Source organism: Zhongshania antarctica (genome assembly GCF_014202945.1).
Taxonomy (GTDB): Bacteria; Pseudomonadota; Gammaproteobacteria; order Pseudomonadales; family Spongiibacteraceae; genus Spongiibacter; species Spongiibacter antarcticus.
The window spans coordinates 164,131-183,668 of record NZ_JACHHW010000007.1; the positions used below are offsets into that span (position 1 = coordinate 164,131).

Annotated in this window: 17 protein-coding genes and 1 tRNA gene; all 18 read left to right on the forward strand. The window is 50.8% G+C overall.

The features are described 5' to 3' along the window. Positions 1 to 4: 4 nt before the first annotated feature. Positions 5 to 742 carry a 3-oxoacyl-ACP reductase FabG gene (gene fabG / locus HNQ57_RS13725; protein WP_184463911.1) on the forward strand — a complete coding sequence of 246 codons (738 nt, stop codon included), beginning with the start codon at positions 5 to 7 and terminating at the stop codon, positions 740 to 742. A 212-nt stretch (positions 743 to 954) separates the two neighbouring features. Then, positions 955 to 1,191, forward strand: coding sequence for an acyl carrier protein (acpP, locus tag HNQ57_RS13730; RefSeq protein WP_008250062.1), 237 nt, complete (start codon positions 955 to 957; stop codon positions 1,189 to 1,191). A gap of 132 nt (positions 1,192 to 1,323) precedes the next feature. Next, on the forward strand, positions 1,324 to 2,568 hold the full coding sequence (gene fabF, locus HNQ57_RS13735; RefSeq protein ID WP_184463913.1) for a beta-ketoacyl-ACP synthase II: 1,245 nt from the start codon (positions 1,324 to 1,326) through the stop codon (positions 2,566 to 2,568). 8 nt (positions 2,569 to 2,576) lie between these two features. Beyond that, positions 2,577 to 3,401, forward strand: coding sequence for an aminodeoxychorismate lyase (pabC, locus tag HNQ57_RS13740; RefSeq protein ID WP_184463914.1), 825 nt, complete (start codon positions 2,577 to 2,579; stop codon positions 3,399 to 3,401). After that, entirely contained in the window at positions 3,394 to 4,449 is a 1,056-nt protein-coding gene (gene mltG, locus HNQ57_RS13745; RefSeq protein ID WP_184463916.1) for an endolytic transglycosylase MltG, read from the forward strand. The genes pabC and mltG overlap by 8 nt, the downstream gene beginning before the upstream one ends. Beyond that, positions 4,450 to 5,106 (forward strand): dTMP kinase, encoded by a 657-nt coding sequence (tmk, locus tag HNQ57_RS13750; RefSeq protein WP_184463918.1) that lies wholly within the window; start codon positions 4,450 to 4,452, stop codon positions 5,104 to 5,106. It abuts the gene before it with no gap. Continuing rightward, on the forward strand, positions 5,099 to 6,088 hold the full coding sequence (locus tag HNQ57_RS13755) for a DNA polymerase III subunit delta' (RefSeq protein WP_184463920.1): 990 nt from the start codon (positions 5,099 to 5,101) through the stop codon (positions 6,086 to 6,088). Before tmk ends, HNQ57_RS13755 begins: the two co-directional genes overlap by 8 nt. 66 nt (positions 6,089 to 6,154) lie before the next feature. Further along, positions 6,155 to 6,505 carry a PilZ domain-containing protein gene (locus HNQ57_RS13760; protein ID WP_008250068.1) on the forward strand — a complete coding sequence of 117 codons (351 nt, stop codon included), beginning with the start codon at positions 6,155 to 6,157 and terminating at the stop codon, positions 6,503 to 6,505. Between the two features lie 77 nt (positions 6,506 to 6,582). Beyond that, entirely contained in the window at positions 6,583 to 7,359 is a 777-nt protein-coding gene (locus HNQ57_RS13765; RefSeq protein ID WP_184463922.1) for a TatD family hydrolase, read from the forward strand. Positions 7,360 to 7,450: 91 nt separating this feature from the next. Then, positions 7,451 to 8,569, forward strand: a complete 1,119-nt coding sequence (gene gcvT, locus HNQ57_RS13770; protein WP_184463923.1) for a glycine cleavage system aminomethyltransferase GcvT — start codon at positions 7,451 to 7,453, stop codon at positions 8,567 to 8,569. A gap of 11 nt (positions 8,570 to 8,580) precedes the next feature. Continuing rightward, a complete protein-coding gene (locus tag HNQ57_RS13775) occupies positions 8,581 to 9,642 on the forward strand; it encodes a beta-N-acetylglucosaminidase domain-containing protein (RefSeq protein ID WP_184463925.1) in 1,062 nt (353 codons plus the stop codon). Positions 9,643 to 9,761: 119 nt separating this feature from the next. Beyond that, entirely contained in the window at positions 9,762 to 11,909 is a 2,148-nt protein-coding gene (gene fadB, locus HNQ57_RS13780; RefSeq protein WP_184463927.1) for a fatty acid oxidation complex subunit alpha FadB, read from the forward strand. A gap of 18 nt (positions 11,910 to 11,927) precedes the next feature. Further along, a complete protein-coding gene (gene fadA, locus HNQ57_RS13785) occupies positions 11,928 to 13,103 on the forward strand; it encodes an acetyl-CoA C-acyltransferase FadA (protein WP_008250073.1) in 1,176 nt (391 codons plus the stop codon). Between the two features lie 186 nt (positions 13,104 to 13,289). Beyond that, positions 13,290 to 13,374, forward strand: a tRNA-Leu gene (locus HNQ57_RS13790). A gap of 80 nt (positions 13,375 to 13,454) precedes the next feature. After that, positions 13,455 to 14,783, forward strand: coding sequence for a trigger factor (tig, locus tag HNQ57_RS13795; RefSeq protein WP_184463929.1), 1,329 nt, complete (start codon positions 13,455 to 13,457; stop codon positions 14,781 to 14,783). Positions 14,784 to 14,904: 121 nt separating this feature from the next. Beyond that, positions 14,905 to 15,537 (forward strand): ATP-dependent Clp endopeptidase proteolytic subunit ClpP, encoded by a 633-nt coding sequence (gene clpP / locus HNQ57_RS13800; protein WP_276509430.1) that lies wholly within the window; start codon positions 14,905 to 14,907, stop codon positions 15,535 to 15,537. A gap of 119 nt (positions 15,538 to 15,656) precedes the next feature. After that, on the forward strand, positions 15,657 to 16,931 hold the full coding sequence (clpX, locus tag HNQ57_RS13805) for an ATP-dependent Clp protease ATP-binding subunit ClpX (RefSeq protein WP_008250076.1): 1,275 nt from the start codon (positions 15,657 to 15,659) through the stop codon (positions 16,929 to 16,931). Between the two features lie 180 nt (positions 16,932 to 17,111). Beyond that, entirely contained in the window at positions 17,112 to 19,538 is a 2,427-nt protein-coding gene (lon, locus tag HNQ57_RS13810) for an endopeptidase La (RefSeq protein WP_184463931.1), read from the forward strand.

Genomic DNA, 19,538 nt, shown 5'->3' on the forward strand with positions numbered 1-19,538 from the left:
GAAGATGACAGCGAAAGTAGCATTAGTCACCGGCGCGAGCCGCGGTATTGGTCAGGCAATCGCCATTGCGATCGGCAATATGGGCTATCAGGTTATTGGTACGGCGACAACAGACGGTGGCGCCGACGCAATTACCGCCCATTTTAAAGCGAGCGGTATTAACGGCGTCGGGATGATGATGAATGTGTCTAACAGCGAGTCGGTAGACGCGACACTGAAGGCGATTACTGAACAGTTTGGCGCGCCAGCGGTCTTGGTGAATAACGCCGGTATCACCAAAGACAACTTAATGCTGCGCATGAAGGACGATGAGTGGTATGACGTTATCGATACCAACCTCAACTCGCTTTACCGCTTGAGCAAAGCCTGTTTGCGCGGCATGACCAAGGCCCGCTGGGGTCGCATTATTAATATTAGCTCTGTGGTTGGCGCGATGGGTAATGCCGGTCAAACCAATTATGCCGCCGCCAAAGCGGGTATGGACGGTTTTACTCGCGCCCTAGCGCGGGAAATTGGCTCGCGAGGCATTACCGTAAATGGTGTTGCTCCAGGTTTTATCGACACGGATATGACCAAAAAGCTGGGCGATGATCAGCGCGAAGCACTAAAAACCCAAATACCGCTGCAGCGCTTGGGTAGCCCGGAAGAGATTGCCGGGGTAGTGGCTTTTTTGGTTAGCGATGTTGCAGGCTATGTTACAGGTGAAACAATCCATGTTAATGGTGGTATGTATATGGCGTAAACATATGCTTAGGAAGGAAAATTCCTGTCTGAGCGTGAATTTTTCATATTTTTCTATGCACAAGCGGCATCAGTCGCGGTAGAATGAGCGCCGAAGTGCTGGCGATATGAAACACAATTTTCGGTGGTCATGCTTTTGGCTTGCGGCCAAGTTAAATGGCCATCGGGAAGTAGGCCCAAAATTTTAATATCAATTAGGAGTCACCAACGACCATGAGTAGCATTGAAGAACGCGTCAAGAAGATTGTTGCAGAGCAACTGGGTGTTAAAGAAGAAGATGTGTCAGAGTCTGCATCATTCGTAGAAGACCTCGGCGCAGATTCGCTGGACACGGTTGAACTGGTAATGGCTCTGGAAGAGGAATTCGAAACTGAGATTCCTGATGAAGAAGCTGAAAAAATTACCACTGTTAGACTGGCCATTGATTACATCAAAGCCAATCTTCAGTAAGTAATATAACGGCCTAGCCGTTTAAAAAGCCGTCTCTATGTAATGTAGAACGGCTTTTTTTATGTCTGAACGTGTGGCATTCGTGGCTTAATGAGAGCGTATGTAGCACGTGCTTGGAGTCGGGAGAGTATTATGGATAAGAGAAGAGTTGTCGTCACCGGGATGGGAATCATTAGCCCACTTGGAAATTCAGTAACTGAAACTTGGCGCAATATTCTTGCGGGGAAAAGTGGTATCGCGGCAATCGATCGCTTCGATGTTAGCGAGTTTGCCACCCGTATTGGGGGCGCCATAAAAAATTTCGACATTAATGATTATATGTCTGCCAAGGAAGCCAAACGTTTTGACCCGTTTATTCACTACGGCGTGGCGGCGGCAGAACAGGCCCTGCAAGATTCGGGTATCGAGGTAAATGACGCGAACGCCCATCGTATTGGTACCGCGATTGGCTCTGGTATTGGTGGTATAGGCCTGATAGAAAACAGCAGGCAGATATTAAATAGTGGCGGCCCGCGCAAAATATCGCCGTTTACTGTACCCGGCGCCATTATTAATATGATCGCTGGCGTTGTTGCTATTAAGCACAATCTGCAGGGGCCAAGTATTGCGATCGCGACGGCCTGTACAACAGGTACCCACAATATCGGTATGGCGGCGCGGATGATCGCCTACGGAGACGCTGATGCAATGCTGGCTGGTGGTGCCGAAATGGCAACCACCCCGGTGGGTTTGGGTGCGTTTGCGGCGGCCCGAGCCATGTCTACTCGCAATGACGATCCCGAGCGCGCAAGTCGGCCATGGGACAAAAATCGTGACGGTTTTGTGCTGGGCGATGGCGCGGGGATGTTGATGTTAGAAGAATATGAATTTGCAAAACGCCGCGGCGCGCATATTCATGCTGAGATTCTGGGTTTCGGTATGAGCTGTGATGCCTTTCACATGACCTCGCCGCCAGAAGACGGTCGCGGCGCGCGGGCAGCAATGCAAAGCGCGCTAGACGATGCACGCTTAAATGCAGATCAAGTTGATTACATTAATGCCCACGGCACGTCTACGCCTGCCGGGGATGTTGCGGAAAGCCGCGCGATTGAAAGTCTATTGGGCCCTGCAGCCGAAAAAATTGCAGTGAGTTCAACCAAGTCAATGGTCGGGCATTTGCTGGGGGCGTCTGGCGCGGTAGAGGCTATATTTTCGATTTTAGCGCTGCGTGACCAAGTTGCGCCACCGACGATCAACCTCGATGACGTGGAGGAGGGCTGCAATTTAAATTACGTGCCCCACACTGCGCAGCCACGCAAGCTGCAGCGGGTGTTGTCCAATTCCTTTGGTTTTGGTGGCACTAATGGCAGTTTATTGTTTGGTCAGCTCAGTAGTTGAGTGAACTGATGACGTCGGCAAGCTTGGTGAATGGCCGGTTCGCCAATAATATTAGCCTCGATAACCGAGGTCTAGCCTATGGCGACGGTCTGTTTGAAACGATATTGGTGCGCAAGGGTTCTGCGCTGTGGCTGGACGAACACCTCCAGCGTTTAGCGCAAGACGCCCGCCGTTTGCGCATTCCGTGTGATACCGATGTGCTTGCAGGGGATTGCTCGCGATTATTAGCGAATTTAGGCGCGAACGATGCGATTTTAAAAATTGTACTGACTCGCGGCACCGTAAGCCGGGGTTATAGCCCCCTAGCGGCGGCGTCGGATCGGATTGTTAGTCTCTCTTCAGTAGTGCCAGCGTCACTGCGATATTGGCAGCAGGGCGTTGCGCTTGGCTTGTGTCAAACTCGGCTGGCTCGCCAACCACAGCTTGCCGGCATCAAGCACCTTAACCGTCTAGAGCAGGTGCTGGCGGCGGGGGAAATGCAGCGCCGAGGCTTTGATGAGGGCTTGGTGCTTGATGAGACCGGCAAAATTATCGAAGCGACTCGGAGCAATGTGTTTATGGCAGTAGCGGGTAGTTTAGTTTCCCCAAGCTTGAATGATTGTGGTGTCAACGGCATTATGCGCCAGCAGATCCTTGCTGCGGCCGAGCGTTTAGGGCTGAGATTGAAGGTTGGGGTCGTGGAAATGTCGGCACTGCGTAATGCCGATGAGGTATTTATTTGTAATAGTGTTATCGGTATTTGGCCAGTAATAAAAATAGAATGTATGCATAAGGCCATAGGTCCGATGTGTCGACAGTTACAGCGGGAGTTTGAGTCACATTTCTATGCTTAAAGTATTTAAAGCCCTGCTGGCGCTAATATTCCCCCTTATACTTACGGCGCTGGCCTTGGTGTGGTATCTCAACTCATACCTTAACAAGCCTTTACCGCTGACAGAAAGTACCGAAGTTTTTGTGTTGCCGCCGGGTACTGCGTATTCGAGTATGGTGGCGCTACTCGCAGAGCGCGGCTGGATCAGCAAACCTTATATATTAAAAATATATGGTCGTCTGCACCCCAAAGCTGCCGATATAAAAGCGGGGGAGTACCGTTTTGAGGAAGGTATGACTGTCGCTGAAAGTTTGGCGATGATGCGATTAGGGGACGTGGTTCGCCATCAGCTGACGCTAGTGGAGGGCTGGACCTTGGCTCAGTTGCTGCGTTACTTGGATACGCAAGACTTACTTGAGAAACAAGAACTAAGCCAAAACGCCGACCTGTGGGTGCAATTAAATATTACGGAACCCATGGCGCAAGAGCCCGAAGGTTTGTTTTTCCCCGATACTTATGACTACTATCGCGGCGATAAAGTCAGCCTAATTTTGACTCGAGCTTACCAGCGTATGCAAAGGGTGCTGGCTGACGAATGGGAGGCTCGCGCTGACAATCTACCCTACGCTAACCCCTACGAGGCCTTGATTATGGCCTCGATTATTGAAAAGGAAACGGGCGTTGCTTACGAACGGGCAGAAATTGCCGGGGTATTTGTGCGGCGCCTGCAGACGGGAATGCGTCTGCAAACCGACCCAACCGTGATTTACGGCTTAGGCGACAGCTACCAGGGTAATTTGCGAGGCTCGCATCTGCGGGACGACAGCAATACTTATAATACTTACCGGCAAAATGGCCTTCCTCCCAGCCCCATTGCATTAGCAGGGCGAGAAGCGATTTACGCTGCCTTGCACCCGGCGGATGGCGACGCGGTATTTTTTGTTGCTAAGGGAGACGGTACCCATTATTTTTCGGCTACCTTGAAAGAGCACGAAGCCGCAGTAAAACGCTACCAAGTGCAAAAGCGTCGTGCGGATTACCGCTCGGCGCCACCGCTTCCGGAGAAATAAATGAACACGCCAGCCAAAGGCCGATTTATTACAGTTGAAGGCACCGAGGGCGTTGGTAAGTCGACTAATATCGCTTTTATTCGCCAGCTGCTCGATGCTGCAGGAATTCCTTATATTGTTAGCCGGGAGCCTGGCGGTACGCCTCTCGCTGAAGAAATTCGCAACACCTTGGTCGTGCCCCGCGAAGAGAGCATGTGTGAACTCACGGAATTACTCTTGGTATTTGCTGCCCGCGCTCAGCACATTAATCAGTTAATTCTACCTGCGTTGGCACGTGGCGAATGGGTCTTGTGCGATCGTTTTACCGATGCCACCTTTGCGTATCAAGGATGGGGGCGGGGCTTGTCGACCGATGTTATTGCCAGCTTAGAAACCATGGTGCAGGGAGTGTTGAGGCCAGATTGCACTGTGCTGCTCGACGCCCCCGTCGATGTCGGTATGGCCAGGGCCAGCGAGCGGGGTGATCTAGACCGTTTCGAACAAGAAAAACATGATTTCTTTGAAAAAGTTCGAGACGGCTACTTGGCGCGGGTTGCTGCAGAACCGCAGCGGTTTAAACTAATTGATGCCAGCGCTGATCTGGCTAGTGTGCAGCGAGACATTGCCGCCGCACTGAAACAGCAATTAGCTGCCTATCAGGTGGCCGCTAATGTCTGAACCACAGCATGCCTATGCCTGGCAAATGGCCCAGTGGCAAGATGTGCAAAAGCAGATCCGCGCTGAGCGTTTGCCTCACGCCTTATTACTGAGTGGGCCGAGTGCGATTGGTAAATTGCGATTTGCCCAAGCCCTCGCAGCGTATTTGCTTTGCGAGTCACCGGGCGAATTGGCAGCTTGCGGGCAATGTCGCAGCTGTCATTTTCAAAGTGATGCTTCCCATCCAGATTTTCGTGAGATTTGTCCGGAGGAGGGTAAGCGGCAAATTGGCGTCGATCAAGTGCGCAGCTTGCAACATTTTTCGGCCCAGCACGCTCACCGCAGCGGTGGTCGGAAACTCGTGCTGATACACCCCGCCGAGGCGATGAACGCGAATACCGCCAACGCATTGCTTAAAACCCTTGAAGAACCAGCCAGTGGCACTTTACTCATATTAGTCAGCCACAGTAGCAGCCAACTGCTAGCGACAATACGTTCGCGCTGTTTGCAATTAAGTTTTGGTATTCCGAGTCCCGAACTGACTGAGCCATGGCTGCGAGACTATGTCGGCGATCAGGCCATGGCGCAACGCTTATTAGCGGAAGCCGGTGGGCGGCCTTTGGCGGCGCGTCAGGTCTTTGACGACGATGGTTTGGCAAGTCGCGAACGTTTTGACAAGGGCTTGATGGCACTAGTAGACGGGCAGCGCAGCCCTTTGCAATTTGCAGAGGAGATGTTAGACGCAGATATATTGCAGGTGCTCGATTGGTGGGTGGCACGCTTACTGTCGCTGTCTCGCTACCAATTGGCAGGCCAGGTTTTAACTGCAGTGAGTTGGCAGCGCTTTAAATCGCTTCCTGCAAAGAGTGTCATTGGCAGTTTAGAGCGCGCCCTTAAACTGCGGAGTAGTTTTAGTCGTGGTGTTGCGCTGAATAAGCGCTTGATATTGGAAGGCGTGTTCCTCGAGTGGGCACAATTGTGCCAAAATCGTGCGGTTGCTTAAACATATTGCTATGATGCCAGTATCAACACGTTATAACGCTTCTATTCCACAGGGTGGTTTACATTTATGAGTGGTGCGCAGGGTGCACGCAATGGCATTTTGTCACTGACTATTCGTGACAAGGCCGTATTGTATGCGGCGTATATGCCTTTTATTCGCGACGGCGGTCTTTTTGTGCCGACAACCAAGCCTTACAAAGTCGGCGACGAAGTGTTTATGCTGTTGACGCTAATGGATGAGCCCGAAAAATTGCCTATTGCCGGCAAAGTCGTGTGGATTACGCCACGCGGTGCACAGAGCAATCGTGCCGCTGGTGTCGGTGTTCAATTCGTTGGTGGTGACGGCATCGCTAACAAAAAAATTGAATCCTATCTCGCCGGTATTATTGAATCAGACAAGCCCACCCACACCATGTGAATCGGTGTGTCGCGTAGGCTTCATTTACGTGCTGGGTCTACGTTATATCTCAAACCAGAATGCCAAACGAGAAGTCCATGCTTGTAGACAGTCATTGTCATCTTGATCGTATTGACCTCAGCCCCTATGACGGCAGTCTTGATGCTGCGGTTAAAGCAGCTACTGAGCGGGGGGTTGACCGCATGCTGTGCATCGGTATCGATCTTAATAACGCGCCAGCAGTGGTGGCGATTGCTGAAAAATTTCCAAATATTTACGCCTCGGTAGGGATTCATCCTCTCGATATCGCTGACGAAATTTGCTCTAAACAGACGCTGTTGACGCTGGCAGATCATCCCAAAGTTGTTGCCATTGGTGAGACGGGATTGGATTATTATTACAGCAGTGAGCGCAAAGAAGCGCAGCAACAAAGCTTTACCCAGCACCTGCAGGTGTCGGCCAGTTGTGGAAAACCCACAATAGTGCACACCCGCGACGCACGTGCGGATACGTTAAAACTTATTGCTGAGCATGGCTCGGCTGAGGTGGGTGGCGTGCTGCACTGTTTCACGGAATCGTGGGAAATGGCTGAAGCCGCGCTGGACATGGGTTACTACATTTCTTTTTCGGGCATCATAACCTTTAAAAATGCGCAGGAATTGCGTGAGGTTGTGCGCCGGGTGCCCATATCGCGGTTACTCGTCGAGACCGATTCGCCATACCTTGCACCGGTGCCATACCGGGGTAAAAAAAATGAACCGAAATACGTTGTTGAAGTAGCCGAGTGTGTTGCCGAGTTGAAAGGCTTGTCTTTTGCTGAGGTTGCCCAGCAAACCACCGCGAATTTTGAACAGTTATTTTCCTTGGGGCGCTGATAGCCCCGATTTTGAGAATTGAATTTAGCGATTTTGTGTTCTGTTGGCCGTATTCTGAGGCTATCGGCCGCAAATCCTTTCGGAGATGTAAATGACCGTTGAAGTATTAAAAACCACTCCTCTAAATGCGTTACACCGCGAGCTTGGCGCAAAAATGGTGCCGTTTGCAGGTTACGATATGCCGGTGCAATACCCCATGGGTGTAATGAAAGAGCATCTGCAAGTGCGTAATGCGGCGGGCTTATTTGATGTATCGCATATGGGGCAAATTCGCTTGCGCGGCGAAAATATTGCGCAAGCGCTGGAAGCCTTGATGCCGCAAGACGTGCTGGGCTTACCACTTGGCCGCCAGCGCTACGGCTTGTTAACAAATGAGCAGGGCGGCATTCGGGATGATCTCATGTTCGCGAACTGCGGCGACAGCTTTATGTTAGTGGTGAATGCCGCGTGTAAAGACCAAGATTATGCGTGGCTGCGGCAGAATTTACCGGAATCCATCAGCATGGAAATGCTGGCGAATCAGGGCTTGCTTGCACTGCAGGGGCCTGCCGCGCGTCAGGTGATGGCACGTTTGGCGCCAGAGGCTGCCAATATGGTGTTTATGGATACATTGTCCTGTCAAGTTGCGGGCATTGACTGCTGGCTGAGTTGCTCTGGTTATACCGGCGAAGATGGTTTTGAGATATCCGTTCCTGCCGGTGACGCAGAAAAATTGGCGCGCTCATTGCTAGCAGAAGACGAGGTGGAGTTTATTGGTCTCGGTGCCAGGGACTCGCTGCGTCTAGAGGCGGGCCTATGCCTTTACGGTCATGATATGGATGAGAATATTTCACCAGTTTCTGCCAATCTATTGTGGGCGATCTCCAAGGTGCGGCGCCCCGGTGAGGCGCGTGCCGGAAATTATCCCGGTGCAGCGGTTATCGCCAAACAACTAGCTGAAGGCGCGGCAGAAAAGCGGGTGTTGCTCGATGTTGAAGGGCGCGCGCCCGTGCGCGAGGGTGTCGAGGTCGTCAATGCTGAGGGTAGTGTGCTTGGGCGAGTTAGTAGCGGCGGTTTCGGTCCGAGTATTGGTCGCCCTCTAGTCATGGCCTATGTCGCAACAAAAGCACTCAGTCAGGGTGAGGCGCTCTACGCCAGTGTTCGAGGTAAATTATTGCCACTAACGCTACGCCAAAGCCCTTTTGTTGAGCAGCGCTATTATCGCGGTTAAAGGACGTTAATATGGCATTTGCGCCGGGACTTATTGAAGGCTTCTACGGTCGCCAATGGACTTGGGCGCAGCGTTTTTCGCTGCCGGGACTGCTGCGTCAATGGGGTTATGGCAGCTACATTTATGCGCCGAAGGCCGATGTTAGTCTACGCAGTGAATGGCCGCAGGATTTTAGTGCAAGTCATCGTGATAATTTATTAATGCTGGGCGAACACTGTCGTCGCTCGGAAATTTCGTGGGGGCTTGGCCTTTCGCCTGCGGGGCTTCAAGCCAATTACACGCCGACAGACAAGCTCAAACTAGCGCGTAAAATTGCTGCAATCGCCGAGCTAAAACCCGATATTCTGTGGGTGTTATTTGACGATTTACCGGCCGGAAATCCCCAGCTTGCTGAAAACCAGTTGGCTGTGGTCAATGATATTCGCGCCCAGCTTCCCCAGGTAAAGCTCGCGGTTTGTCCGAGCTACTATAGTTTTGATCCAATTCTTGAGGAGTTGTTTGGTCGCTGCCCCGATAATTACTTTGCAGATTTGGATGCTGGCTTAACTCCCGATATCGATTTGCTATGGACCGGGAATCGCGTTATTAGCGAAGCTTATTCTGAAGAGGATATGGCGCGAGCCACCGCATTGCTTGGCCGAAAACCCCTGCTATGGGACAACTACCCAGTTAATGACGGGCGTAAAACCAGTCGTTTTCTGCATTTGGCTCCCTTTACCGGGCGACCTTGGCAGTTGTCGGCATGGTGCGCCGGTCATATGGTTAATCCAATGAATCAATTTCATGTGTCGGGCCTAGTCTTGCCAACACTGGCAGCGGTCTATACTAGCAGGGCAGGCTATGACCCGGAGCAGCTGTTAGATTCCGTGCTTAGCTCGTTACCAGTAGCGTTGGCGTCATTGTTAAAACGAGATATGACAATATTTCAGCGGCAGGGCCTAGATAGCCTCAGTGAAAATGCAAAGCAGCGCTATATTGCAGAGTACGCAGGGGTGCTGCACCCTGTAGCTGAGGAAATTTGTGATTGGTTGAGGGAAGGCTATCGATTTGATCCGGCGTGTTTAACCGATTAAATAGCGGCTTAGCTTGCCAAGGTTTTGGTAATAAGGTAGTTTTAGCGCGCGATGTTTACATGGAAAACATGGGGTGTACGGTAAATGCCGTCGCCACAAACTCAATTTGAGGAACAACGATGATTTATCAAGGCAAGGCGTTAACTGCAAAATACCTAGAAGATGGGATTGCAGAGCTCTGTTTCGACCTTGAAGGCGATTCAGTAAATAAATTTAACCGTGTGACGCTGCAGGAGCTGGGTGAAGCTACCACGGCCCTTGTTGGGGAAGCGGGCCTCAAAGGGGTATTGGTTACCAGCGGGAAGTCGGTATTTATTGTTGGTGCAGATATTACTGAATTTACCGAGCTGTTTAAGCTGCCAGACGCCGAGTTGCGCGGCTGGGCTCAGCAGGCCAATGATGTCTTCAACGCGTTTGAAGATTTGCCAGTACCAACGGTTGTCGCGATTAACGGCGTTGCCTTAGGTGGCGGTTTTGAAATGTGCTTGGCCTGTGATTACCGGGTTATGTCAACGGCAGCCATTGTTGGCTTGCCAGAAGTAAAATTAGGGATTAACCCTGGTTTTGGCGGCACAGTGCGTTTGCCGCGCGTCATCGGTTGCGATAACGCGATGTTGTGGGTAGCCACTGGCAACCAACAGAAGCCAGACGCAGCCCTAAAAGATGGCGGTGTTGATGCCGTTGTCGCGCCTGAGTTATTAAAAGAGGCTTCTCTAGACTTGCTGAAAAGTGCTATTGCCGGTGAGTTTGACTATAAAGCGCGCCGCGTCGAGAAAACCACGCCGGTTAAGTTGAATGACATTGAGCGAATGATGTCCTTTACCACGGGTAAAGCAATGGTTGCTCAGCAAGCTGGTCGCCATATGCCTGCGCCTCTGACTGCCGCTAAGTCAATGGAACGCAATGCCGGTCTCAATCGCGCAGAAGCGATTGAGGTTGAGATAGATCACTTCATCAAACTGGTGCGCACGCCGCAATCTGCAGCACTGGTTGGTTTGTTCTTGAGCGAACAAGCAGTGAGCAAAGCTGCACGTGGTTTTGCCAAAGCCGGTGGCGATGTTAAGCAAGCAGCCGTGTTGGGAGCGGGCATTATGGGCGGTGGTATCGCCTATCAGTCCGCCTATAAAGGTACGCCGATCCTGATGAAGGATATTGCCGAGGCGGGAATTGAGCTGGGCATGAAAGAGGCGGGTAAGTTACTGGCCAAGCGTGTGTCTCGCGGCCGTATGACCGCCGACAAAATGTCTGCAGTATTGAACAGCATTCGCCCATCATTGAGCTATGACGGTTTTGACAAGGCAGACGTTATCGTCGAAGCCGTTGTTGAAAATCCAAAAGTGAAGCGCGCAGTACTTGCCGAGACCGAAAAGCATATCCGTAACGATGCGGTTTTAGCGTCGAATACATCTACAATCTCCATTACACATCTCGCGGAAGCTCTTGAAAGACCTGAGAATTTCTGTGGCATGCACTTCTTTAATCCAGTGCATGCAATGCCTTTGGTTGAGGTTATTCGCGGTGAAAAAACCAGCGAGTCGACGGTTGCTAGGGTTGTTAAGTACGCACTGCAAATGGGTAAAACCCCGATTGTTGTTAACGATTGCCCGGGCTTCTATGTAAACCGCGTGCTGTTCCCTTATTTTGCTGGCTTCGACATGCTGATTCGCGATGGCGCGGATTTCCGCAAAGTAGACAAGGTGATGGAAGGCTTCGGTATGCCAATGGGTCCAGCTTATCTGATGGACGTTGTTGGCATTGATACCGGCTACCACGCCGCTGAAGTCATGGCAGACGGCTTCCCAGATCGCATGCGTCACGACTTTACCGGTATTTCGCAGATGATGTTTGAGGCCAAGCGTTACGGTCAGAAAAACGGCATTGGCTTCTACCGCTACGAAGAAGACAAGAAGGGTAAGCCCAAGAAGTGTGAAGACGACACTGCGCTGGAAATGGCTGCTAAAGCCAAGCAAGCCAGTGTTGAATTGAGCGATGACGACATTCAGGCGCGGATGATGATACCAATGTGTATCGAAACGGTGCGCTGCATTGATGAAGGTATCTTGCGTGACCCAGCTGATGCCGATATGGGCTTAGTGATGGGTATTGGTTTCCCTGTATTCCGCGGTGGCGCTCTGCGCTATATCGATCAAATGGGTGCTAAAGCATTCTGTGAAATGGCTGACCGCTATGCAGATCTCGGACCCTTGTACCAGCCTACTGCCAGCCTGCGGGCTATGGCGGCGAATGGCGAAACTTTCTTTAAATAATCGGGCGGAGATACAGTAATGACTTTTAAAGCAAATGATGTGGTAATTGTCGATTGCGCCCGTACCCCAATGGCGCGCTCTAAAAACGGCGTGTTTCGGAATGTACGTGCTGAAAATTTATCGGCGGCCTTGATTGATGCGCTTTTGGCGCGCAATCCCGGTGTTGACCCGGCGAGTTTTGAAGATGTGATCTGGGGTTGTGTGAACCAGACTAATGAGCAGGGCTGGAACATTGCGCGGATGATTTCCGTGCTAACCAAGCTTCCTCATGAAGTCGCGGGGCAGACTGTGAGCCGTTTGTGTGGTTCGTCAATGTCGGCGTTGCACACGGCTGCTGGCGCAATTATGAGTGGCTGCGGTGACACCTTTATGGTGGGTGGCGTTGAGCATATGGGTCATTTGGCCATGAACCACGGTGTTGACCCTAACCCGCAGGCGAGCAAATACGTGGCGCGCGCTGCAGGCATGATGGGCATGACCGCCGAGGCGCTCGGAATGATGCACGGCATTAGTCGCGAGCAGCAAGACGCATTCGGTTTGCGCTCGCATATGCGCGCGACTGAAGCGCAGGCTAAGGGGCTCTTCGATAATGAGATTTTTGCGATGGAAGGCCACGCTGAAGACGGTCGCAAAATTTTGGTGAAAGCCGATACCACAGTTCGCCCTGAAACGACGCTAGAGAGTTTGGCGCAGCTGCGCCCAGCATTCGACCCTCGCAACGGTACTGTAACGGCAGGCACTAGCTCGCAGATCGCCGATGGTGCCTCTGCAATGATCGTTATGTCCGGTCAGCGGGCAATGGATCTTGGTTTAACACCGCGCGCTAAGATCACGGCAATGGCCGTTGCTGGTGTTGACCCGTCAATCATGGGGTATGGTCCAGTACCGTCAACTCATAAAGCGCTTAAGCGCGTTGGTATGAGCATGGACGATATTCAGACTGTAGAGCTTAATGAGGCGTTTGCCGCGCAATCTCTGCCCGTGCTTAAAGATTTGGGCTTGCTGGACAAAATGGACGACAAGGTTAACCTAAATGGCGGCGCGATTGCCCTGGGCCACCCCTTTGGTTGTTCAGGTACCCGTATTGTCACCACCTTGTTGAATGTTATGGAACAACGCGACACGTCAGTAGGTTTGGCGACCATGTGTATTGGTATGGGGCAGGGCATTAGCACGATTATCGAGCGCGTTTAAGTGCTCCTTTGGCGTATTCTTAGTAGTGAAATTGTCATTAATTAAGGATACGTCTGAAATTGTGTCGCAGCTTCGCTTGATCGCGGTCATGGGCTGTGGCACAATCTCGTTCCTCGCGGGACTGAGCTCCTGCGATTTTGTTTGTAAACCGAGATAATTCAATACCTTAAGTCGGTTTACGGGTGTGCGGATGTGGTGAAATTGGTATACACGCCAGATTTAGGTTCTGGTGCCGCAAGGCGTGAGAGTTCGAGTCTCTCCATCCGCACCATTTCAAAGAATTCTTATGAATGGCCGCTTCGATGCCGAAGTGGCCATTTGTGCTTATAAGACCTGTTTTGAGGATCATCGATGCAAGTTTCCGTTGAAACGACTTCTGGCCTAGAGCGCCGTCTGATTGTAGGTGTTCCTGCTGCCCGTGTAGATGGCGCAGTTGATAGCCGTCTGCAAAAAGCTGCAAAAACCGTAAAACTTGATGGCTTCCGTCCCGGTAAGGTGCCGATGAGCGTGGTTCGCCAGCGTTTCGGTCAGTCGGTACGCATGGAAGTGCTCGGCGAAGTAATGAATGAGTGCTTCTACGAAGCCATTCAGCAGCAAGAGCTAAAGCCTGCTGGTCGCCCAGAAATCGAGCCAAAGAGCTTAGAGGCCGGTAAAGATATTGAGTTTGTTGCCACTTTCGAAGTATTTCCAGAAATCGAAGCCAAAGATTACAGCTCGATTGTCGTGAAAAAGCCAGTTGCCGAAATCACTGCCGCTGATGTCGATAAAATGATCGAGAATCTGCGCTCTCAGCGTGCTGATTGGAGTGTTGTTGAGCGCGCCGCAGCGGATGGCGACAAGGTTAATATAGACTACCTTGGCACGAAAGACGGTGTAGAGTTTGAAGGCGGTAAGGATGAAGGTTCTGATCTAGAGCTCGGTTCTGGCCGTATGATTCCTGGCTTTGAAGCGGGAATCGAGGGTATGGTCGCCGGAGAAGAGAAGGTCATTGCCGTGTCTTTTCCTGAGGACTACCACAGCGAAGAGCTTAAGGGTGCTGCGGTTGAGTTTAAGATTACCTTGAACTCTGTTAGTGCTAAAGAATTGCCTGAGCTTAATGAAGAATTGTTTGAAGCTTTTGGTGTGAAAGAGGGCGGTGTAGACGCTTTTCGCGCTGAAGTAGAAAAAAATATGGCTCGGGAGTTGAAAAATGCGACTAAGTCCCGCATTAAGAACCAAGTCATGGAAGGTGTGCTAAAAGTGCATTCTGATTTGCAGGTGCCTAAAGCGCTTGTTAGTCAAGAGATTGAGGCTTTGCGCGGACAGCAAATGCAGCAGTTTGGCGCAATGGCTGAAAAACTGAATGCAGCAGACATCCTTCCCGACGAGCTTTTCCGTGATAACGCGGAGCGTCGTGTTAAATTAGGTTTGGTGCTGAATGAGCTAATTAGCGCAGAAGGCATTAAAGCCGACGCAGATAAAGTTCGCGCTGCTCTTGAAGAGATGGCGGCTAGCTTCGAAGATAAAGACGAGATTATCAATCACTACATGGGTAACCCCCAGCAGCTTCAGCAGATCGAAGGTATGGTCATTGAAGAGGAAGTTGTTGAGAAATTGCTTGAAAAATCGAAGGTTAGCGAAGAAACTTTAAGCTACGAAGAAGTTATGTCGCCACCGGCGGAAGAGGCAGACGCGTCTTAATTTGCTAGATTGCTCTGCTTATCTGCGAACAAGCGACTGAGCCTTACGGTTCCGTCGCTTGTTTTTTTTCTGGTAGGTGAAAAATCCGCTTACCCATTTACGATACGGAAGAGTGTTTACTATGTCGCGCAACTCGATTGACGGTATCAACAATAATTCTATTACTAATTTAGGCTTGGTGCCTATGGTCGTCGAACAGACGGCGCGGGGCGAGCGCTCCTACGATATTTATTCGCGTCTTCTTAAGGAGCGGGTGATTTTCTGTGTCGGTCAGGTTGAAGATCACATGGCTAACCTGATCGTGGCCCAGTTGCTGTTCTTAGAGTCAGAAAATCCTGATAAAGATATTCATCTGTATATAAATTCGCCGGGTGGCTCGGTGACTGCAGGCCTTTCTATTTACGACACCATGCAGTTTATTCGACCCAATGTGAGCATCATGTGTATTGGTCAAGCGGCCAGTATGGGTGCGTTCTTGCTAAGCGGTGGCGAAAAGGGCAAGCGCTTTATTCTGCCTAACGCCCGCACCATGATTCACCAGCCCAGTGGCGGTGCCCAGGGACAGGCAACGGATATCGACATTCAGGCTCGGGAGATTCTTATTATCCGCGAACGCTTGAATCATCTTATGGCTCAGCACACCGGTCAAAGCTATGAAACCATTGCTAAGGACACTGAGCGGGATAACTTCATGAACGCCCAGCAGTCTTGTGATTACGGCTTGGTTGACCAAGTTTTGACTGATCGCAAATAGGCGCACCACACATTGCCGCAGGTTTGCGCTTAAGTGAGCAAACTTGCAAAAATAGCTAAAAGGCGTCATCTTTACCCTAAGGTGGATATCGCCATGCAAATAGAACAAGGTGGGAATGAATGAGTAGCAAAGACGGCACAGACGAAAACGGCAAGCTGCTGTACTGTTCCTTCTGTGGTAAAAGCCAGCACGAAGTCCGCAAGTTAATTGCTGGCCCGTCTGTTTTTATCTGTGATGAATGTGTTGACCTATGTAACGACATTATTCGCGAAGAAGTGCAGGAAGCGGCAAGTGAAGCTGGTCGCGACAAGCTACCGACGCCGCAGGAAATCAACCATACGCTAGATCAGTATGTTATTGGTCAGGTGCGTGCCAAGAAAGTGCTCGCGGTAGCGGTGTATAATCACTACAAGCGTTTGCGCGTAGGCGAAAAAGGCAAAGACGATATTGAGCTGGGCAAGAGTAATATCCTGCTGATTGGCCCTACTGGTAGCGGCAAGACCTTGCTAGCAGAGACCTTGGCGCGACTCCTTGACGTGCCCTTTACTATTGCTGATGCGACTACCTTAACCGAAGCCGGTTACGTGGGTGAAGATGTTGAAAACATCATTCAAAAGCTGCTTCAGAAGTGCGATTACGATGTAGAAAAGGCCCAAATGGGTATCGTCTATATAGATGAAATCGATAAGATCTCTCGAAAGTCGGACAACCCTTCAATCACACGTGACGTTTCGGGTGAGGGCGTGCAGCAGGCGCTATTGAAGTTGATCGAGGGTACTGTTGCATCTGTGCCGCCGCAGGGTGGTCGCAAGCATCCCCAGCAGGAGTTTTTGCAGGTAGATACCTCTAATATTCTGTTTATCTGTGGTGGTGCCTTTGCTGGCCTGGATCGCGTTATTCGTGATCGCTCTGAAAAGGGCGGTATTGGATTCAGTGCAGAGGTCAAGAGTAAAAGTGAGGCACGCAACGTAGGCGAGATACTCGCTGATGTTGAGCCAGATGACTTGGTCCGCTACGGCCTGATACCCGAGTTTGTCGGTCGTCTGCCAGTGATTGCAACGCTGGAAGAGCTGGATATCGATGCATTAGTCAGTATTCTGACTGAGCCAAAGAACGCGCTGACCAAACAGTATTCCAAGCTTTTCGATATGGAAGGTGTGGAAGTCGATTTCCGGGAAGACGGCTTGCGCTCAGTTGCTGAAAAGGCAATGACCCGCAAAACCGGTGCTCGTGGTCTGCGTTCAATTTTAGAGTCAGTGCTGCTTGATACCATGTACGATTTGCCTTCAATGGAAAACGTAAGCAAAGTTGTCATTGATGGCTCAGTAATCAAGGGCGATTCTGCGCCAATCTTGGTTTACAGTGAGCAGCGCAAGGTCGCTCCGGAAGAATAAACCCCGCTCCAAAGCCGCCGCGGAAGTTATTTTCGCGGCGGGTCTCTTTTTTGTCACAATCTTTGCTAGTCAAGTCTTGTTTTTACTGTGCTAAGTCCCCATCTTAGGCTTAAGCTGTCTGTATTGCAGGCGAAATATCCGTTGTGTCCGGATTGTACAAATATTATGCGAGGCGATTAAATGGCCGATAAGCGAGAAATACAGGAGCTGCCACTGCTTCCTTTGCGCGATGTGGTGGTTTACCCCCATATGGTGATCCCCCTTTTCGTTGGACGCGATAAGTCGATACGCGCACTTGAACTGGCCATGGCAAGCAATAAGGAAATCGTGCTTGCCGCACAGCGCAATCCCGATTTAGATGAGCCGGGTACCGACGACCTTTACGATATTGGTACCGTTGCCAATATCTTGCAGTTGTTGAAGCTTCCTGACGGCACCGTGAAAGTTTTAGTTGAGGGTAGCTACCGAGCTGTCCTCAACGCCGTTACTGCCGAAGAAGATTATTTCAGTGCAGAAATTGATGTATTGGAAGAGATTAAAATTGGGGAAGAAGAATCCGAGGTCATGTTGCGTTCGGCGATCTCCCAGTTTGAAAAATACATTAATCTCAGTAAGAAAATTCCCGCCGAAGTGCTCACTTCACTGTCTGGTATAGACGACCCCGGTCGCCTTGGCGACACCATTGCCGCCCATATGAATATGGCGCTTGAGCAGAAACAAGCTGTTTTGGAAATGGTCGACGAGCGCGAGCGTCTAGAGCATTTAATGGGGCTGATGGAATCCGAAATTGACCTTTTTCAGGTTGAGAAACGAATTCGTGGTCGCGTTAAAAAGCAAATGGAAAAAAGTCAGCGCGAGTACTACCTCAATGAGCAAATGAAGGCTATTCAGCGTGAGCTCGGTGAGTCGGAAGAGGGCGTTAACGAGCTAGAAGAGCTCGAAAGCCGCGTAGACAAAGCGGGCATGAGCAAAGAGGCGCTAGATAAAGCTAAGGCAGAGCTGGCCAAACTGAAAATGATGTCACCCATGTCGGCGGAAGCCTCCGTGGTGCGTGGCTATATCGACTGGCTAGTGAGTATCCCCTGGCAAAAGCGCTCGCGGGTTAAGCATGACCTCGCGCGGGCTGCAGAAATTTTAAATGAAGACCACTACGGCCTCGATGAGGTCAAAGATCGGATACTTGAGTATCTTGCGGTTCAGAAGCGAGTAAAGAAAGTGAAGGGTCCGGTTTTGTGTCTCGTTGGGCCGCCAGGGGTTGGTAAAACGTCCTTGGGTGAGTCTATTGCACGAGCCACTAACCGTAAATTTGTGCGCATGGCCCTGGGTGGCGTGCGCGACGAAGCTGAAATTCGCGGTCATCGCCGAACTTACATTGGCTCTATGCCTGGCAAGGTCATTCAAAAGATGTCCAAGGCGTCTGTTCGCAATCCGCTGTTTTTGCTTGATGAAATCGACAAGATGGGTATGGATCATCGCGGTGATCCGGCATCTGCTTTGTTGGAAGTTCTCGACCCAGAGCAAAACCATGCCTTTAACGATCATTATCTTGAAGTTGATTACGACCTCTCAGATATTATGTTTATCTGCACCTCGAACTCATTGAATATTCCGCCAGCACTGATGGATCGCATGGAGGTTATTCGGATTCCAGGTTACACCGAAGATGAAAAGATCAATATTGCGCGTCGTTACTTGATTCCCAAGCAGCTAAAGAACAATGGGCTTAAGGAAACAGAGGCCAGTATTGATGACGACGCGCTGCAAGATATTGTGCGCTACTACACGCGTGAGGCAGGTGTGCGCGGGCTAGAGCGTCAAGTTGCTAAAGTGTGCCGAAAAGTTGTTAAAAACTTAGCCTTAAATGGCGAAGGCAATAAAATTGAAGTGGTTTCTAGCAACTTAGAGGACTACCTCGGCGTGCGCCGTTACAATTATGGTAAGGCAGAGGAAGAAAACAAGGTAGGCCAGGTGACTGGCCTCGCGTGGACTTCGGTTGGCGGCGAATTGCTCACAATCGAAGCTGTGTCGGTGGTTGGTAAAGGTCGGCATATTAAAACCGGCTCCCTCGGCGACGTAATGCAAGAATCTATTCAGGCGGCAACAACCGTCGTGAGGAGCCGTTCTAAGCGCCTGGGCATCCCTGCGCGCTATCATGACCGTCATGATATCCATATTCATATGCCAGAGGGTGCAACCCCCAAAGACGGGCCATCGGCTGGCGTTGGGATGTGCACCGCACTGGTTTCGGTGATAACAGGTATCCCGGTGCGCTCCGATGTGGCAATGACTGGCGAGATTACTTTGCGCGGGCAGGTGTTGGCGATTGGTGGTTTGAAAGAAAAACTGCTTGCGGCGCACCGCGGCGGTATAAAAACCGTTATAATCCCGTCCGAGAATGAGAGGGACCTCAAAGAGATACCTGAAAACATTAAAGCCGACTTAGAAATTCGCCCCGTTAAATGGATTGACGAAGTGCTGAATATCGCACTGGAAAGTATTCCAAAAGAAATTTCTGAAGAAGCTTATTTGGCAGGTATTGATGATAACCACAAAAGTGTAGACGGTAATGATGATATCTTGGGCGAAGCGCGCGCAAACGCACACTAG